The organism is Bacillus sp. MYb56, from assembly GCF_002976445.1.
In the GTDB taxonomy this organism is placed as follows: domain Bacteria; phylum Bacillota; class Bacilli; order Bacillales; family Bacillaceae_G; genus Bacillus_A; species Bacillus_A mycoides.
Map to the genome: position 1 here is coordinate 43,880 of NZ_PCOH01000004.1, position 18,073 is coordinate 61,952.

Here is an 18,073-nt window from a genome sequence, read left to right on the forward strand (position 1 = left end):
CAATAGTAGCAACCTATTAATAAAAGAAGACCGTCCAAAAATACCTTTTGAACGGTCTTTCTTTCTATTATTTCTTCTTCACCGGTATCCAAAGTTCAATTTGAGCGAACTCACTTTTATCTGCATGGGAACGTTCATCGTATAGCTCAAACTCATTAACGCCGCAATGTTCGTATCCTGAATGCGGGAACCATTCTGAGAATACTGCATTCCACGTTTGGTGAATAGACGGTACCATTTCTTCATAAGGAACTTTCGGCGTTGTAAATACTGCATATGTCGCCGCTGGGAATGTACGCTTTGCAACTTCATTTGGTACATTTTCAAAGTCTGTAACTTCCATTCCAATAATATAAGTGAAGTCCCCTGTTTCTAAATTAAAATCAGTACATAATCCAAGTTCTACCCATTGGCTCGTATCTTTACGATTCGGAATCGTCGTTCCAAGATCTTTTTGTAAATATTCTTGCCAAAATGCTGGAATGTCTTGATGGTTTTTTCCTTCTTTACTTGTCGTCTTCAGCTCATAACCCGCCATTAAAAATTCTGGTTTATTTACAATACGATATTCCATTTGTATGCCCCCTAAATATGGATTTAATTTTCTTTGCTTTACATTCACTCTATAATACATTGGTGTTTCAATTTCTTGTTTTCGATATTCACTTGGTGTCATTTGAAATAATTTTTTAAAGGCTCTCGTGAACGTTTCATGAGATTGAAAGCCATGCTCAAATGCGATATCAATAACTTTTTCATCCGTATGAGAAAGTTGATAAGCTGCCCGGGCTAACCTCCTCTTTCGAACATACTCCATTACTGTATCGCCTACTAACGCCTGGAATACACGATGAAAATGCGACTCAGAAAAACCTGCAACACGTGCTAAATTACGCAGCGTTTGTTTTTCCATTACATCTTCCTCAATATAATCAATTGACCTTTGAATTTGTGTTTCATAGCTTTCCATCTCTGTTCACCCGCCTTATATGTATTATGATAAAAGAGAATCCTATCCAATTCTTGACGTTTTTTACTATAATTTCGTAAAAATTGTAACTTTTTTATATGTATTTCGTTGTTATGTATGAAGGGAGGGAAATGTAGTGAAATGCAAACAATCATTAGAAGAAATTTACTCAGAGCATATGCAAGATTTATTTCGCTATCTTCTCTCCCTAACCGGAGATTCTCATAGTGCTGAAGATCTCATGCAAGAAACATTTTACCGGATGCTCATCCATATTGACTATTATAAAGGAGAAGAAATTAGGCCGTGGTTATTTACAATCGCCTACAACGCCTTTATCGATTGGTACCGAAAAGAAAAGAAGTATAAAACAACGCAAATTGAAGAATTCCATTTACCAAACGTGCCAAGTACAGAACACTCTTATTTCGTAAAACATGAGATTGCTAGTTGGTTACAAAGTATATCCTCTCTTCCGCTCGAAAGACGAAATGTGTTACTACTACGAGATTACTACGGATTCTCTTATAAGGAAATAGCAGAAATGACTGGTCTCTCGTTAGCAAAAGTAAAAATTGAATTACACCGAGGACGAAAAGAAACGAAAAGCATAAAGGAGTGATACAGATGGGTTGTGCAGAGTTTAAAAAACTGTGGACGAAATACGAAAAAGGAACGCTCACACATGACGAACAAGAACAGTTAGAAAGTCATATAGAAACTTGTGCAGAATGTGAAGCTCATTTAGATGAATTGCTTGCGAAGAGTGAACCCGTAAAGAAAAAATTACCGCCAAAAGATCTTAAAGTTCCTTTTTGGAGAATTAAGTGGAAACATCGGTTACAAACGTTTGGTTTTATATTATCCATTTGCATCGTTATATATATAATCGGTGGGGTATTATCAGCCTTTTATTTTCAAGCTAATAATGATAAAAGGCTAGAAGAAATTAGAGAAGTTCCTTCGCTTGCACTTGAAGCAACTATCCCAAATAGCCGTGTTATGGGGGGCGGAACAAGTGTAGAAGCTTTTTTCCGTACGAACAGCAGCTTCGATTTAGTAAGAACCGTCGGTAAAAAAGAAATGCCACTCGGTACAGTAGAAACAAAAAGCTTCTTATCATCTGTAGATGTCACGAAACAAACTTGGATGAATCCGTTCTATCAACCAAAACTCTTCTTTGTTCATCCCAAAACAAAGCAGGGTGATTATTTAAAGGATTCCTCAAAAAAAGTATGGGATACACTTGCAAAAGTACATGATGGAACCGTTGCAGAAGTAGCAATTTCTTTTGATAAAACTTACACTTTAAAAGAATTAGAACCGCTTTTATATAGCATATTCGAAGCACAAGAACTCCCTCCAACTCCTGTATGGTACGCTTTAGATACAGGACAAGAAAGAAAAAATGTAGATGACTATATCTTACATGGCGGAGAAGCTACAGGATTTCCAGAACATGTAAGATTTCTAGATAGTAACGCAGACAAGTACAAAACGCCAGAAGATCAAGTAATCGAAATGATGCGCGTCCTTTCTATCCATAAAAAAACGGTAAGTAAAATAGCAGCACTTCCTGAGAAAGAACTAAACTTAGATAAACGTTATAAATATGTAAAAGATAACGGTGTAAAAGTATACGGCATTGTCATTACTGGGCCGTCGAAAGAATTATTAAAATTACAAAACTCCCCGCACGTACGTTATGCGACTCTTGGAGATATTGAGGTTTGGAATTGGTTTGATTAGTGAAAATGAAAAGGTTGTGTAGAAAATAGCAGCTATTTTCTACACAACCTTTTTAATAATTTAAAACCTATATTTCACTAACAGAATCCGTGAATAAAGCGTGGAATACGTTAACTTCCCCCATACGTAAACATTCCGTTTCTATATCAGGAATTGCAGTTCTAGCAACCTCTCGTTCTACTCTTACAAATCCTTTTGTATTCATTAGTTTCTCAAATTCACAAATGGTATCCATTTCTACATCGATTGTTTCAAAAGTCCATTCCCTTACATCTTCATCATATGTTGTTTTTAATACGTAGTAATAATAATATTTATCAAGTAAGCTAACAAAAACCCCTAAATCAAGGCGCTCGCCTCTTGATTTTCGTATCCAATCAATATCATCATTTAACATCGGTTCTTTTCCATTTAGTAACACATTATATTCTAGACAATTATATGGGTTTAAATCTGTATAGTCTGACACGTGATAATCACAAAATGTTGACTCGATTAAAGACAAAACTTCCTTTTGAGAGCTTTCGTTTTTTATAAAACTCTCTTTCAAGTCTACAAACTTTTTATGCTCTTTGGACTCCTCGTACAATCCTTCTTCTTTCACAATATTTTTCGGAAAGAATTTGTAAACTGTTTCTTTTAATTCATTCATCATTTCAGGTTTTGCCGTTTTAACCATTCTGTAAATCCTCCTATGCTAAAAAGAATTCTCACCGCAATAAAGAATCATACCCTAAATATGTTATTAATTAACAAATAAATTATATTAAAATAAGAAATATGATTCAATTCTGTTTTTTAAAAATTTTTCTGTTATAATGGCTGATTCCGAACATTACGTTTATCATAATATGAAAATTACAACAAAAAACGACAAAAATCTTTAAATTACCTTAAAAAATATAACAATCCATATATAAAGAACGAAAGATTCTAAAGCGATTATTGAAAAATATATTATTTTTGTCACATTAAAAATTAGTACTTTTTTCACAAATTATTTTTGATGGAAAACTTTATAAAATTTATTTTTTACTATAAAAGGTATTTCTCTGGTAAAATATTATAGTCTCGTAAAAATGTAACACATTTCCATACGAACAACCCTTTAAAGCGAAAAGGTGTCATCATAATTGATGACACCTTTTCCTATTACAAATAAACTAATTAGAAATCACTTTCACATACATCCCTCTTATCGCCTTTTCATAAGCGATATCGCTCATCTGTCTTATTTTTTCCGATACAACAGACGATCGAACAACTTCACCTTCACGAAGTAATGGAGGATCAATAAGACGCACTTTATTTTTCTGATGTAGATCATACTCATTTCTATCTTCTTTTACTTCTATACTTGGATGAACTTTTCTTAATAAAGCATCTACTTCTTGATCTTTACATAGCCGCAATTTCGTAATAAGCTCATGATCTTCAAGAAGAAAATCATCTGGATGGATTATCTTTTTATGAAGAGCTAATTTTAACGTTTTAGCTAACATATCGTTTCCATAAATATTCATTGGTTTCATAAAGAAATCAATTACTTCTTTGTAATACGTCTTCGTAAACCATTCTGCAATTTCAATATTTTGAAGAACCATTTTCCCATCTACTTCGATTAAATCCTCTAAAAAACTATGAACTTCTTCTAAAGAAATATATCCATATGTAAACATATCCCGTAATGTGTAATCCACTCGGTCTGCACATAATTCTGGCGCAGATTTTTCAAGTAATGTCCACTTCGAATCATCTAACAAAATATCTTCATAGTTATAACCATGTTTTGAAAGAATCGCCGGGATTTCCGAGTTTTTCACGACAGAACTAAATATTTCTTCATGATAACTTTCGTTTTCGTTATCAAAAACGTAATCGATCACATGGGAAAAAGCAGTATGCGATACATCATGTAGTAAGCCAGCAATCTGTTCTTCTACTGAACCACCAAGTTTTTTAATTAACAACATAGCACCAACTGAATGATCAAAGCGCGTTACATTCCATTTCTCATTCATTAAGTAACTTGCTCCGGCCTGATGAACCCCTTTCAGCCTTTGCACAGGTTTACTTAAAATTAATTCTTCTAACACTTTATCTACTTTAAACTCACCGTATATGACATCTAATATGATCACTTAAAATCCCCCTTTTCAAGCAGAGTCTTCTTATAGTATCTCTTTTTCCAGAGAGTAAATAAAGAACCTCAATCGAATATTTTGTACCTTTAAATAAAAAATAGAGAGCACTCAGCTCTCTATTTCACAACCCTATTCAAATGTAACTTCAACCTGCACAATCTCAGATCTACTTCCCAGTCTAAGCGGTGGTCCCCAGAATCCAAATCCAGAAGAAACAATTGCGTGGAATGCACCTTTTTGTGCGTATCCCCAGTCTAGTTCGTACATTCTTCTCGTCACAATATGGTTCGGAGCCATTTGTCCGCGATGCGTGTGACCGGATAATAATAAATCAACGCCGGCGTCCGCTGCTTGTTTTAATTCAAATGGTTGGTGATCCATCGCGATAACAGGAAGCGATTTATCTACCGTACTCATTAGATTTTCAAAGCTTTGACGATCACGCTCTGTTTTATCCCTTCTTCCAACGAGATAAAAATCATCTTCAATTGTAATGACTTCATCTAAAAGAATACGAATATCAATCTTATCCATCTCTTGTAAAAACTCAGGAACAGCTCTGCCGTAATATTCATGATTTCCTAACACACCATATACGCCTAATGGAGCTTTCATCTGTTTCATGATTGGCCCCATATTTTTTTGAATGAACACACCTGGATGATCATCGATAATATCACCAGGCAGTAAAATAATATCGGGTTTCATTTCATTTACATGACGAACGAGTCTCTTTAAATGAGCAACTCCAGACAGTTTACCGAAATGCATATCAGAGGCCATCGCAATGCGTAAACTTTTACGCCCTCCTACTTTTTTCGGTATGTGCACTTCGTACTTTCTTACTACTGGACTATATGCGTTGAATACTCCATATGCAAAGATAAAGATGAATACGAGTAAAACGACCGTTCCTGTCCAAATAATTGCCGTCTCTTTCTCCACTGAAAACTGTAATAATAAGACGGCAATATCGGCTAACGGCAATAACATAAGCGCGTATTGTATAACTGCAAACCAAATTGAACCGACCGTTCGCAGGAAAGGAAGAAATTTAAACACTTGTACGAGAATGTACGCATATGAAATAAATCCGACTATGAAAGCGTAATATCCCCAAGATTCCCAGCCGAACACCGTACTGAGCCAAACCCATCCGTTCCAGCCGATGTAAAACATGAGTAGTGTGTATACAATTAAAATAGTGAATATATTGAGATAACGAAAATTTTTCACTGCTAGCCTCCTTATTGATTTCTTCTATTATATCTTGTTATGTACCAATAACGTAAATATTAAGCGTTCCAAACGGACCGTAATAAGCTGCTTTATCTGCTACAGCACAAAGTTATTTTTACAGGTTTTCTTTATAGTAACCTGCTATTTGTGATCCTCTTGCATTAAATCGGACATTTTTTTGTAACTGATATATTAAAACCACCTTTTCTTAGAATTAGTTTTTTTCGTTCTATAATCCTTATATCCTTTTTTATACACCTTATAATATCCATCTACAAAAACCGCCGCGTCCGGAATCAGTCCTATCCCTCCAACAGCTTTACTACCAGTGAATAGCGCTCCTTTGACCGCTGATTTCGCTATATTTTTCATTATTTTCACTTAATTATAAGAACTACTTTTCTTTTATAAAATCCCACCGGCTATACCAACACACCTACATAGAAAAACAGTCTGCAAGAACGGTAAGTGGTGAGTAGTTTACTGCCGAGAAGATTCATAGTCAAATATAATACATGATAGTATTACCAAAAATACTACACCACTATATTGTATAGCAAGGGGAATACCATTTAAAACAGACGCTAATATGTCTGTAAATGTAACCATAAAAAGTAGTGTAAGTATCGTTAACATAAGTGCAGCTGAAAATAAGAAACCTTGTTTGATACATTTAAAAATCCAGCCGATTCCAATACATATTAAAATTATACGTACTGGATACTTTAAAAGTATCGAAAATAAATTATCTACACTATTAAAATTCATCATCAAATTCACCAAGATCACTTTCTGGATTTTTTATTATTTTAACGCTAGTTTTTATATGTTTGTTTATGTCCTTTGTATACTGCCTATCCAAAACATAAGCATTTTCTATTAATCTAACGCCCACAAATGCTTTGAGACCTAATTTCAACCTGCTTTTCTAGCAGCTTTATTCACATATTCCTTGTTATAGGCTGGCCTATTTTGCTGTTTATAATTATGTTTACCTGTAGAATACCAAAGATAAAACCCTGCGTATAAAGACAATCCTTTCTCTTAACATTGCAATTCTCTTTAAACGTTCGCTCACATTTATCCCCTCATGTATTAAGTAACTCAACATAATACAGCGTATCATCCGTCTGAAAATACATAACAGATCCGCGGCTATAATAAGTAACAAATGGAATTGGCTCACCTAGTTCATTACGAGGATTACTATCATAGACATGATTATTGTTTAAATCATAAACAACCAACTTTTTATCTCGAGTAATGAATACTACTTTATCTTGAGCAACCGCAAAACTTTCCGACCATATTTCCCTAATTAAATTTATTTCATTCCATGACATATGAATTTTTTTATCTTTCATTTGAACTAAAGGAAATTCTGAATAATAATAGAGCCAAACGTCTCCATCTATAACGTTCATTGCATAACAATCATCTATAGGAGGTACATTAAACCTTTCTACATATTGATCATAATTATTAAAAATCAAGTGACCTGTAGAGTCAAAAGCAACTATCCCGTTTGCTCCAATTGGGCACTCTCCGAAAACCCCTTCATCACAATAACTAACCCATATATCTTCATTCGCATCAACCTGACAATCTTGAATCCCTTCTCCGGCATAAAACTTACAATGTTCACTTCCGTCCAAATTATAAATAACCGCATTATCTTCTTCATAATTAAATATAAGTAACCATCTCTCTCCAATTCGTTGCATACATCGCACAGATTCAACATCGATATCTACGTTTAAATTGAATTTACTTATATTCACATTATTTTTATCCAAATAAATAATACAAGGTTGATCAGTATTATCTTGTACTAGTAACATTACATTTTGTTTATAATCCAAACTCATTTTTTTAAATTGATAAGCTTCAACTATAGACTTAAAACTTATTAACTCTTTACATACGATATCTTTCATATAGATTAAAATCCTCTCAGTGATTCTAAATATAGAAGTTGTAAAAAAAACGCCCCCAAAAATTCGAGTGCATTTTCATTCTCGACGTAGAAACTTTTGTAGCTTTTATTTTACTCCATGATCCGTTCTTCCGCATAACAAACAAATACTTGATTTTCCGAACATAAAGATACTATATAATACTCATCTTCAAAATGCCCTACTACATAACCCATTTCCCCCGCGTTTCACCTTATAATACATTTCAACAATTACTAGCTACGGTTTAAATATTATGCCATATATATCTGTAATTTTTAGAGAAATATTTATAAAAAAGCATTGTAGTTACTACTACAATGCTTTTAATAAATTCAAATTTATTTCATACAAAATAAACACATAATTTACTTTATAATATCAAATTCAACTATTCCTATGGACTTAAATCTCTCAATAATATGTTTCTCTTTATTATCTGTACAACAAAAAATTACATGAAAAGGGGTTGGAAAAGTTATTAACTCACCATATTCCCTGCCTTCTGCCCATTCCATACACGTATCAGATAATATTTCTATTAGCACTTCAAAATTCTCATTATCGTTCGCCAACAATTTATCTGTATCATTAATCAAAATTAAATATTGTTTAGATTTTAACCAACTTAAATCGTTTATGCACTCGTCAAAAGAATTCCAATTATCACCGAAATAATCTGGAAAATTCATTTTCTTGGAGAATTCGCTAAATAGCCCATTAATATCCCTACATTTACTACCATTAATAGGTATTAATTCGATATTATCTTCTATTCTTAAATCTTTTAAATTATTAAGCTCATTTATGAATAGTAAATGTAGAAAAGGTGTATTTAACGATTTTATTTTATTTTCAATTTGCATTATCTTATCATCCTTTTTTTACGTGGTAATTGAACAAAAGTTTTATAGTGATTTTTTGTATAATATGCTTTTCCATTTTGACCAATTACAAGCCTTTGCTTCCCTCTATTGACTCCCTCAATCTTACGATTCACATCATACTCACGATAGTTAGTGTTTCTTGGTAAAACTTGTCCGTTTCCTCTACCATCATTTTTGAATGTTCTACCTCCGACATATCCTTTTGGTGCCTTGCCGTTATTTTGTTTTATTTGATTGTGTACTTTATAAGCCTTTTGTGGAATTTTAGTTAAAGTCCTGCCACTCTTTAACGCTCCTTTAGCTAATTTAAATTTCCCACCACCTATTGCACTATAGGCAGCTTTACGCACAATCATTTTAGCACTTGCACCAGATTTATAGGCTTTATAACCATCATACACTGCAAATCCACCATTTATGGCCAACCAAACCCAATGTCCATCCGGATCCACCATCATCACCGGATTATTATCACCATACGTATACCCATTCTGTGTTACAGGATCATCGCTATCACCTGGATCCGGGTCCACTGATAAGAACACACCATGATCTGGATTATAGTAACGAGCAATCAAGTAATACATACCAATTTCTTTATCATACTTATAACCCGCATATCCAAACGGATTATCTGCTGCGATACCTTTTGCGTCACTCTTTACTACGTTACCCCACGAATCATATTCATACGTTGCTACAACTTCTCTATTTTGATCTGTCATCGCAACAACATCACCACGAGGATTATAGTGATAGTATACCGTTTGTCCTTTTGACTTCATTGCTAGTCGTACGCCACTTGTAGAGTATACATATTGACGTAGAACATTTCCACTACCATCCGTCTCATACAACGGATTAATGCTATCTCCATCATAGAAGTAGCGTGTTACTTGACCATTTATACTCTATTCAATACGACGATTATCTTCATCATACTTATATGTTGCAAATGCATTGCTTTCACCTTGTTTTGTGATAGCTACAATTTGGTCATTTTCACCCCATGTATACTTGTACTTTCCATCCGATGTACGATTTCCATTGGCATCATACGTTAACGATTCGCTTCCGAATTTTACAAGCTGATTTCCATCATTGAATGTTGCCGCTATAGATTTTGTTTCTTTTCCGTTCTCTACAACTTTCACACTTGTACGGTTTCCAAATCCATCATATGTGTAAGATTTACTTGTTCCGTTTGGTAATGCCTCGTTTAATAGTTGGTTAATCGGGTCATATACAAAGTTTGTTTCTGTTACTTTGCCGCCCGCACCTTCATGTTTAATTTTCGTACGGTTACCTGATTGGTCATATTCATATCGTTCAGAAAGAAGAACACTGTTTGAAGTACCCACTACTAAATCTTTAATTTTATTTGCGTGATCATAGTTAAAGGTAGAACCTGAACCATTTCCTGCTGTATACGTACGAACATTTCCTTGATCATCGTAATCAAATTGATACGTATTTGCATAAAGGCTTATAACAAAAAGAAGAGCCAAAACTAGCCCTTCTTTTTTACAAATCATTTTTCTATTTATTCTTTACGATTTATTTCCATAAAACACTTAGAAACTATTATACAAGCTATTCTCTAGTATCTCCTTGTGCTAAGAAAACCATTTAATTACATCTTATTATTTTCATGTTGCACAAATATCCAAATTATTACTAGCAATTGTTAAAAGCGCACCATCATATTGGATAAATGCACATGCCGATGATGGAACCAATTTGATTTGTGGCACAAAACATTCTCCCGTTAAACACTCCATAAATTTACTTTGATTTATTTTCTCTAGTTTAATGCCAACGCTATTTCCTAAACTGATAATAGCCAAAGCATTTTCTATACTTACACCATAAAACATCTTTATTATATATGATACTTCTGTCCTTGGTATAGAATCAAAAACAAAGAAAATATTCTTTCTTCCCAAATCAAAAACTGTGTAGGAAATGTTTTTAGAATCTAGTTCTTCTTTTAAATTTTTTCCCTCTGATTTATCTACATGTACAATAAACTGATTAATCCTCTCATGAAAAAGTAAAATTAAGTTATCAACATTACGATTATAATCATCAAATAAATCTGTTTCATATATATCAGTTACATTACTAACACGATATATATTTTCATCTTCAATATGTTGGACCTTTTCGAATGTAAAATCCATAATACACCTTCTTTTCTCTCAAGGTTATAATTATTTTATTCCCATTTCACCTTACTTCTTTTAGGATATATAATGTGATGTTTATTCTTTTTATAGTTCCAATGCACATGTAAAACCTTTCTGGTTGTCCTTTTTTTATTTTCTCTAATTTGATGATAATCCAATGCAAACCATCTAGAATCCGTTGATTTTGTCTGCTTTTTTTTGCGATTTACAATAGCAAATACCCTACCATCTCTTTTGCTTGGCCCCTGAATGGTGTATTTGCGATTTTTCCATGCATCCTTTGCCTTATTTGCTGTCCATTTAGCCGCTTTTTTACCATATTTCACACCATAACGGATTGCATATTTCCCACCAACCCTAGCTGCTATAATTCCTCCTGCAATTGCAACTGGTACTAACCATGCCCACTTGCCATCCGGATCCACCATCATCACCGGATTATTATCACCATACGTATACCCATTCATTGTAATCGGATCATCTTCATCACCTGGATCAGGATCTACCGATAAAAACACACCATGATCTGGATTATAGTAACGAGCAATCAAATAATACATACCAATTTCTTTATCATACATGTATCCCGCATATCCAAATGGATTATCTGCTGCGATACCTTTTACTTCACTCTTTAATACGTTACCCCACGAATCATATTCATACGTTGCTACAACTTCTTTGTTTTGATTAGTCATCGCAACAACATCACCACGAGGGTTATAGTGATAGTATAACGTTTGCCCTTGTGATTTCATTGCCAAACGTGCGCCATCCATAGAGTATACATATTGACGAAGAACATTTCCACTTCCATCTGTTTCATACAATGGGTTAATACTATCTCCATCATAGAAATAACGTGTTACTTGACCATTTACACTCTTTTCAATACGACGATTATCTTCATCATACTTATATGTTGCAAATGCATTGCTTTCACCTTGTTTTGTGATAGCTACAATTTGGTCATTTTCACCCCATGTATACTTGTACTTTCCATCCGATGTACGATTTCCATTGGCATCATACGTTAACGATTCGCTTCCGAATTTTACAAGCTGATTTCCATCATTGAATGTTGCCGCTATAGATTTTGTTTCTTTTCCGTTCTCTACAACTTTCACACTTGTACGGTTTCCAAATCCATCATATGTGTAAGATTTACTTGTTCCGTTTGGTAATGCCTCGTTTAATAGTTGGTTAATCGGGTCATATACAAAGTTTGTTTCTGTTACTTTGCCGCCCGCACCTTCATGTTTAATTTTCGTACGGTTACCTGATTGGTCATATTCATATCGTTCAGAAAGAAGAACACTGTTTGAAGTACCCACTACTAAATCTTTAATTTTATTTGCGTGATCATAGTTAAAGGTAGAACCTGAACCATTTCCAGCTGTATACGTACGAACATTTCCTTGATCATCGTAGTCAAATCGATATGTTTGAGAGCCATCTGTCACACGTATGTTTTGATCTAACGTGTTGTAGTCATACGATACTTTATTTGTGTATCCGCCTTGCGTTACTGTTTGTTCTTTTAGTTTTTCTGTCTTACTGTTTGCTTTGTCATGATACGCCCAGTCAATTTTTCCGCCTCGGCTATCCGTTGCACTTGTGACACGGTCTGCCTTATCGTATGTTTTTGTACGTTCTACACCATTGACATGGTCTTTGACTTTCGTAACTTGTCCATTCTGATCACGTTCGAATGTAAATGAATCTTTTCCATTTCGCTTTTCACCAATCGCGCGATCTGCTGAATCATAAACAGATTCTAAAACCGAGCCATTTGGCATTTTTGTCTTAATCTTGTTTGCATTCTCATCATACGTGTTTTCAATACGACGGTTTAACGCATCGATATAGACTGTATTTTTATTATCTACATCATATTCATATTTGTGTGTTTGTGTTTTCCCACCAAACATGACAGATTTTCCTGTTGTATTTCCATTATGATCATAAAGATAATTTACAGAGGTACCATTTTTCAGGGTAACCTTTGTTAATAGATTATCTTTGTTGTAATCATATAGTTTTGTATTTCCTTTTTCATCTGTTTCGCTCTTTTTATTTCCTGATGCATCGTACGTGAATGTATTTTTTTGCCCCTCTTCATCATACGCTGCGATGACATTTCCATCGTTGTCATACTCATTTTTAATAAGAGCATTTCCTTCTAATAAACGAACATCATCAAACCATACTTTTCCTTTATTATTGTTTCTAAATAACAGATATACTTGAATCTGCTTAATTGGTTTCTTAGCTGGAATGACAACCGCACTACGGTTCCAATCATTTGTCCCACTTGGGAATTTTGCTTGATAATTTTCACCGCTGCCATCTTGATAATGTACATCTGCCCAAACAGAGTAGTCTCTAGATAATTTATCTGGAGCATCATTTTCTACATTTTCAGATTTAGACATTCCTGTTAGCGTTAATGTTTCTGCCTTTTTCTGATTTAAGTCTATATACTGACCATATCCTACATTTGAACCACCGTATTGGCTACGCTCTAATAAAATAGACGAACCTCCTGTAAAACTTTCCTGATGAGAAACATCTTTCGGATCACAACTTGTTCCGTCTCCTCGAATCCATCCAGGAATACAGCCTTGTTCCGTTACATTCTCTACACTACTATTTGTAATAGGATTGAAACTAGAAGAAACTTCTCCTTTTTCAAGCTGTAATTTATCAAACCATACGGAACCACTTGTAGAAGAACCACCATTTTCTACTTGTAAATAGATTTTTACTTTTCTTGTTTGTTCTGTCGTTTTAAAAGTAACTTGACGATTGACCCAGTCACGCGTCCCTTGCACTTTATTATGACGAGTATCGTGCCAACCACCATCTATACCGGCACCATGTTCATTTAGTGACTGTACATTGAAGAAAGCTGCTCCCGCAGATAAATCGGTTTTGATCATACCACTTAATGTATACGTTGTATTTGGCTCTAACGTTACTTCTTGGATTGCGGCAATATAGCCCCAATCATTATTCGTCGCTTTTGTTGTAATCTTTAATGACGAATCTCCACCAAGACCACCTGGTGCTGGATTTGTATCTTTTACAATCGCTCCAGTGTTATTGTCTGTTGCTGTTTTCGTCCATTGTTTCGTTATGTCCGTCTCAAAACTTGGATTTTGAATCGAATTTTCACCTGTACCCAGGTCTTTACTTGTTTCAATAGGATTTCCATATTTATCATGTTGAGTAACAGAAGAAGTATGTGCTGATTGGTCTGTTGCAGATACTTCTGTGTTTGCTGATTTATAAGCAACAGTTGTTTCACGATTTTCGTTATCTGTCGCTTTTATAATCCCATTGTCTTTATTGTACTCAAACTTTTCTGTCCCCATTTCATCGGTAACAGACGTAACATTCCCATTACCGTCATAGGTCGCAGTTTCTGTTTGATTTTTAGGAGTCGTAGTTTTCACTAAATTATTTGCATTATATTCATACGCCGTTGTTAAATTCAGACGCCCAGAATCTTCGACTGTTTTAACTGGATTTCCAGCATCGTTATACGTATAAACAGTCTTACGCCCTTTTGGATTCGTTAACGTAACTTCTTTCGCATCCGTATTATATGCTAATGTTGTAGCTTTTCCTAATGGATCCGTCACTTTTATTAATCTATTATTCTCGTACGCATACGATGTTTTATATGGTTTTGCATCTGTATGTTGTGGATCATAAATAGATGTTAATAAACTATTATCATATCCATATTTATATACTTTCCCTTCTGGTGTTGTAGAAGAAACAAGTAAATCTCCATCATACTTAAATGTAATCGTCTTATTATCTGGACCGATTACTCTTGCTGCTTTTTTATTATTCCCATCATATTGCATGAGTAACTCTTTGCCAGATGCATTCTTTACTTTTGATAAACGGGATTCGCCATCATACTCATATGTCGTCGTGTTTCCATATTTATCTTTTGTATACTCAATACGCCCTTGCGCATCTCCAGATTTATAGAAAGTAACAGTTTGGTCTTTATCTTTTATTTCATACCCACCTGATACTTGCTTAATCTCTAAATATATACCAGTAGGAGCTTGATACGTATTATCTCCTGTTCTAGTAAAGGTAATATTCGCACCGTCAGCAGAAATTAAAAGTAAGTTTCCATTTCCGTCGGCCCAAATTCTTTCTTCTAATCCACTAGACCAACCCGTACCAAATAAACCTATCTTTTTACTTTGGCTATTATAAGTTCTTTCTACTGATACATCCGGCCCGCGCCCTGATAATGTAATATCTTTCTCACTCATGATAAAGTTACCATTTGTAGCATTTACTTTACCATTTAACACCGGAACTGATGCCCAGTAATCAAACATCCCTATAAATCCAAAATCTTGGGAGAATCTAGGTGCAAACTCATGCGAAATTTCACTTTCAGCATGCCCAGCTTTACCATACGCTGTTACACGGAACCAGTAGTTTTTCGAACCTGCATAGATTCCACCAGAATTCCTATACACAGGTGATGGATCAACTGCTAATTCTGCACCTTTTTTATCGTGATGAAGTAAATATTGGCCTTTCGTTATTTCATCTTTTGTTGGCCAAATCTTCTCATTTTGCGTTGTCCAATTTGTTTTATTTCCTACATCGAACGCTTCGTAATCTTTTCCGTTATAAATCCAAACTTTATAGCCGGCTGCTTCTGGAACTGAGTCCCACTTCAGCGTTACATAACCAGTTTGCTGATCTGTCGCATTAATATATGCAGAGCCATCTGGCTTTTTCACTTGTTCTAGTGGAATGTAAACAATTGCTTCATCAGAAAGTGGACTATCATCACCAGTTGGATATGTCGCTATAACACGAACCCAATATCCACGCGCACTACTATAATCTCCATACGGACTCTTATCTAGAAATGCGTTTTTATAAATTGGTCCTGGGTTGACAGGTGCCTCTCCACCTTGTCCTCCTTCAAGTAATTCATATTGTCCATGTGCAATTTGCTCTGGCGTTGGGAAGACCTTTTTATCCTTTGTCGTCCAGTTCGTTACATTCCCAACTGGAATTTCATCATATCCATGTCCATTAAATATTGCTACTTTATAACCCGTCGCTCCTGGAACTGCATCCCATTGTACATTGAAGTGACCTGAACTACTTCCACTCCCATTTGAGTAAGTTTGTACTCTTGGTTTATTCGGTTTTGCATATGAATATTTTACTTCTAAGTACGGTGCATTTGCTCCATTTTCAGCTGCAATAAATTTTTTCCAATGATTTTGACCATTTCCATTTGCATGTAGTTTAAAACCGTTGTTTGGTCTAGCACCCTCTACCCATGCTTTCACTGTATTTGTTACATTGAACTGAGCCCATTTATCACGCCCAACATCAGCATGAGCAATATTATTAGAGCCAGGCTTGTTATTCCAATTTAAGCTTCCTTCATTCCAACCACCTGTTACTTCATCTAACCAAACACCATTTGGTTGATTTCCATAGTAATGCCAAACTGCATAGGCATGGAATGTTGCACTTTCAATATTTGCACCTTTAAAATCCGAAATTTCTGGTTTAATAAATGCAAAGTTTGTCCCAGATGCTCCATCATAATATCCTACTTTTAACGTATAAGCATTTTGACCAGCATCCCAAAGCTTTCCTCCTGAATAATTTACAGTTGGATATGCACTTGAAGCATAGGCATTATCAAAATCCTTCAACTGAACCGAAGGATCTACATATACCGGATATTTTCGTTCCGGCGCTTGTAACCACTTTGGATCCGCTGTAACAGTTAATGTATATATTTTTTCATCTGTCTTCTCAATATTGTAACGAACCGCATCTGACGTTACAGCCTCACCTGATTGTTGATCCACATTCGAATCGTTCATATACGGTTTCGGTAATGTGAAGACTTTTTCTTTTTTCTCATTTTGGAAGTCGATAGAACCATCTTCCTGTATAGTTGGTGTTAAATCTGTTTCTAATGCAAACGTAAAAATGTGATGTCCTGTATATTCACGTAATACAAAATCTTCTTTTACATTTTCATTAAACGTCGTACTCTTTAAATCAATATTTGGGAAAATCCCTTTATACCAGACTGTATTATTTTCATGTGTTGCATTAACTGGTGACGGCTTCACTTCGCCTTTTTCACCATTTGCACTCATTAATTTGTACTGAATTGTATGATCTTTTACTTTGAATTGAACGTACTTTCCATCTTGTGCTGTTTTCTCGAACTCTGGTTCTAACTTTGTATTTTCTGTTACAATTTTTGCATTTGGTGCTTCTACTAATTTCGGTGAAACCTCTTCTAACTTTCCATCTTTCTCAACATGAATTGGTTCCGTATATACCTTTTTCGTATACGTACCATCATTATTATCGAAAACTTTTTCTGTTTCCGTTCTTTCTTCTACAATCTCAGTTGGATTTGCTTGTGCTTTAGCCTTATCCTTCTTTAACTGATCTGGATGTGGAGCTGGTAACTCCTTTTCCTCTTTCTTTTCTACTTCTGGACTTTGTTCTGAATTTGGAGATGGGGTAAACGGTGGTGCTGTTTCCGCCAATCCATTCAGTGGTATAGAGGTAACAATTAATGCAACTACCATAAGTTGGATTAAGTACCTATACCAATTCTTTTGTTTCTTTTCTTTCATAAACTCACCTCGCTGAAATATTTTTAACATAATAATGTTACATATCCCAATCTAAATAAATGAAAGAGTAAAGTAAATATAGTTTTAAAGTTTTGAAGATTTTGTGCATAAAATCCGACAATTTAACAACAATTTTATAAATTTAATTACAGATAACTTTTTTTGTTATATATTTGAAAATTAACAATAATCTTATCTATTATTGTTCGCTAGCGACATGATATGAACATCATTCAACTAACCTTTTATTTTCACTTTCGATTTTG

11 protein-coding genes and 1 pseudogene are annotated in these 18,073 nt (G+C 34.6%); 2 read left to right on the top strand and 10 right to left on the bottom strand.

Translation table 11 applies throughout. The features are described 5' to 3' along the window. Positions 1-67: 67 nt before the first annotated feature. Complete coding sequence (locus tag CQ058_RS07085; protein ID WP_002188710.1) at positions 68-970, bottom strand: AraC family transcriptional regulator; 903 nt, start codon at positions 968-970, stop codon at positions 68-70. A gap of 136 nt (positions 971-1,106) precedes the next feature. Here CQ058_RS07085 and CQ058_RS07095 point away from each other — a divergent pair, with 136 nt between their 5' ends. Beyond that, complete coding sequence (locus tag CQ058_RS07095) at positions 1,107-1,592, top strand: RNA polymerase sigma factor (protein WP_002188709.1); 486 nt, start codon at positions 1,107-1,109, stop codon at positions 1,590-1,592. A gap of 5 nt (positions 1,593-1,597) precedes the next feature. Further along, the gene (locus CQ058_RS07100) at positions 1,598-2,719 is read left to right on the top strand and encodes an anti-sigma factor (protein ID WP_002193285.1); all 1,122 of its coding nucleotides are present in this window, start codon (positions 1,598-1,600) and stop codon (positions 2,717-2,719) included. Positions 2,720-2,786: 67 nt separating this feature from the next. On the opposite strand, the gene CQ058_RS07105 is transcribed toward CQ058_RS07100, so the two are convergent. From CQ058_RS07105 to CQ058_RS07155, 9 genes and pseudogenes are all read right to left on the bottom strand, one after another. Next, complete coding sequence (locus tag CQ058_RS07105; RefSeq protein WP_002188706.1) at positions 2,787-3,398, bottom strand: hypothetical protein; 612 nt, start codon at positions 3,396-3,398, stop codon at positions 2,787-2,789. 484 nt (positions 3,399-3,882) lie between these two features. After that, on the bottom strand, positions 3,883-4,860 hold the full coding sequence (locus tag CQ058_RS07110) for an HD domain-containing protein (RefSeq protein WP_002125846.1): 978 nt from the start codon (positions 4,858-4,860) through the stop codon (positions 3,883-3,885). 132 nt (positions 4,861-4,992) lie between these two features. Further along, complete coding sequence (locus CQ058_RS07115; protein ID WP_002188705.1) at positions 4,993-6,099, bottom strand: metallophosphoesterase; 1,107 nt, start codon at positions 6,097-6,099, stop codon at positions 4,993-4,995. Between the two features lie 195 nt (positions 6,100-6,294). Further along, entirely contained in the window at positions 6,295-6,474 is a 180-nt protein-coding gene (locus tag CQ058_RS07120) for a hypothetical protein (RefSeq protein WP_206703239.1), read from the bottom strand. A gap of 716 nt (positions 6,475-7,190) precedes the next feature. Then, positions 7,191-8,039: a hypothetical protein gene (locus tag CQ058_RS07130; protein ID WP_002188703.1), complete on the bottom strand. Its 849-nt coding sequence runs from the start codon at positions 8,037-8,039 to the stop codon at positions 7,191-7,193. 386 nt (positions 8,040-8,425) lie between these two features. Beyond that, positions 8,426-8,923 (bottom strand): barstar family protein, encoded by a 498-nt coding sequence (locus CQ058_RS07135; RefSeq protein WP_002188702.1) that lies wholly within the window; start codon positions 8,921-8,923, stop codon positions 8,426-8,428. Further along, positions 8,923-10,422, bottom strand: a pseudogene (locus tag CQ058_RS32080) (RHS repeat-associated core domain-containing protein); the annotation flags it as partial. The pseudogene CQ058_RS32080 and the gene CQ058_RS07135, both read right to left, overlap by 1 nt. 171 nt (positions 10,423-10,593) lie before the next feature. Further along, the gene (locus CQ058_RS07150; protein ID WP_002188699.1) at positions 10,594-11,127 is read right to left on the bottom strand and encodes a hypothetical protein; all 534 of its coding nucleotides are present in this window, start codon (positions 11,125-11,127) and stop codon (positions 10,594-10,596) included. Positions 11,128-11,162: 35 nt separating this feature from the next. Beyond that, entirely contained in the window at positions 11,163-17,807 is a 6,645-nt protein-coding gene (locus CQ058_RS07155) for a DNRLRE domain-containing protein (RefSeq protein ID WP_105589536.1), read from the bottom strand. Positions 17,808-18,073 lie beyond the last annotated feature (266 nt).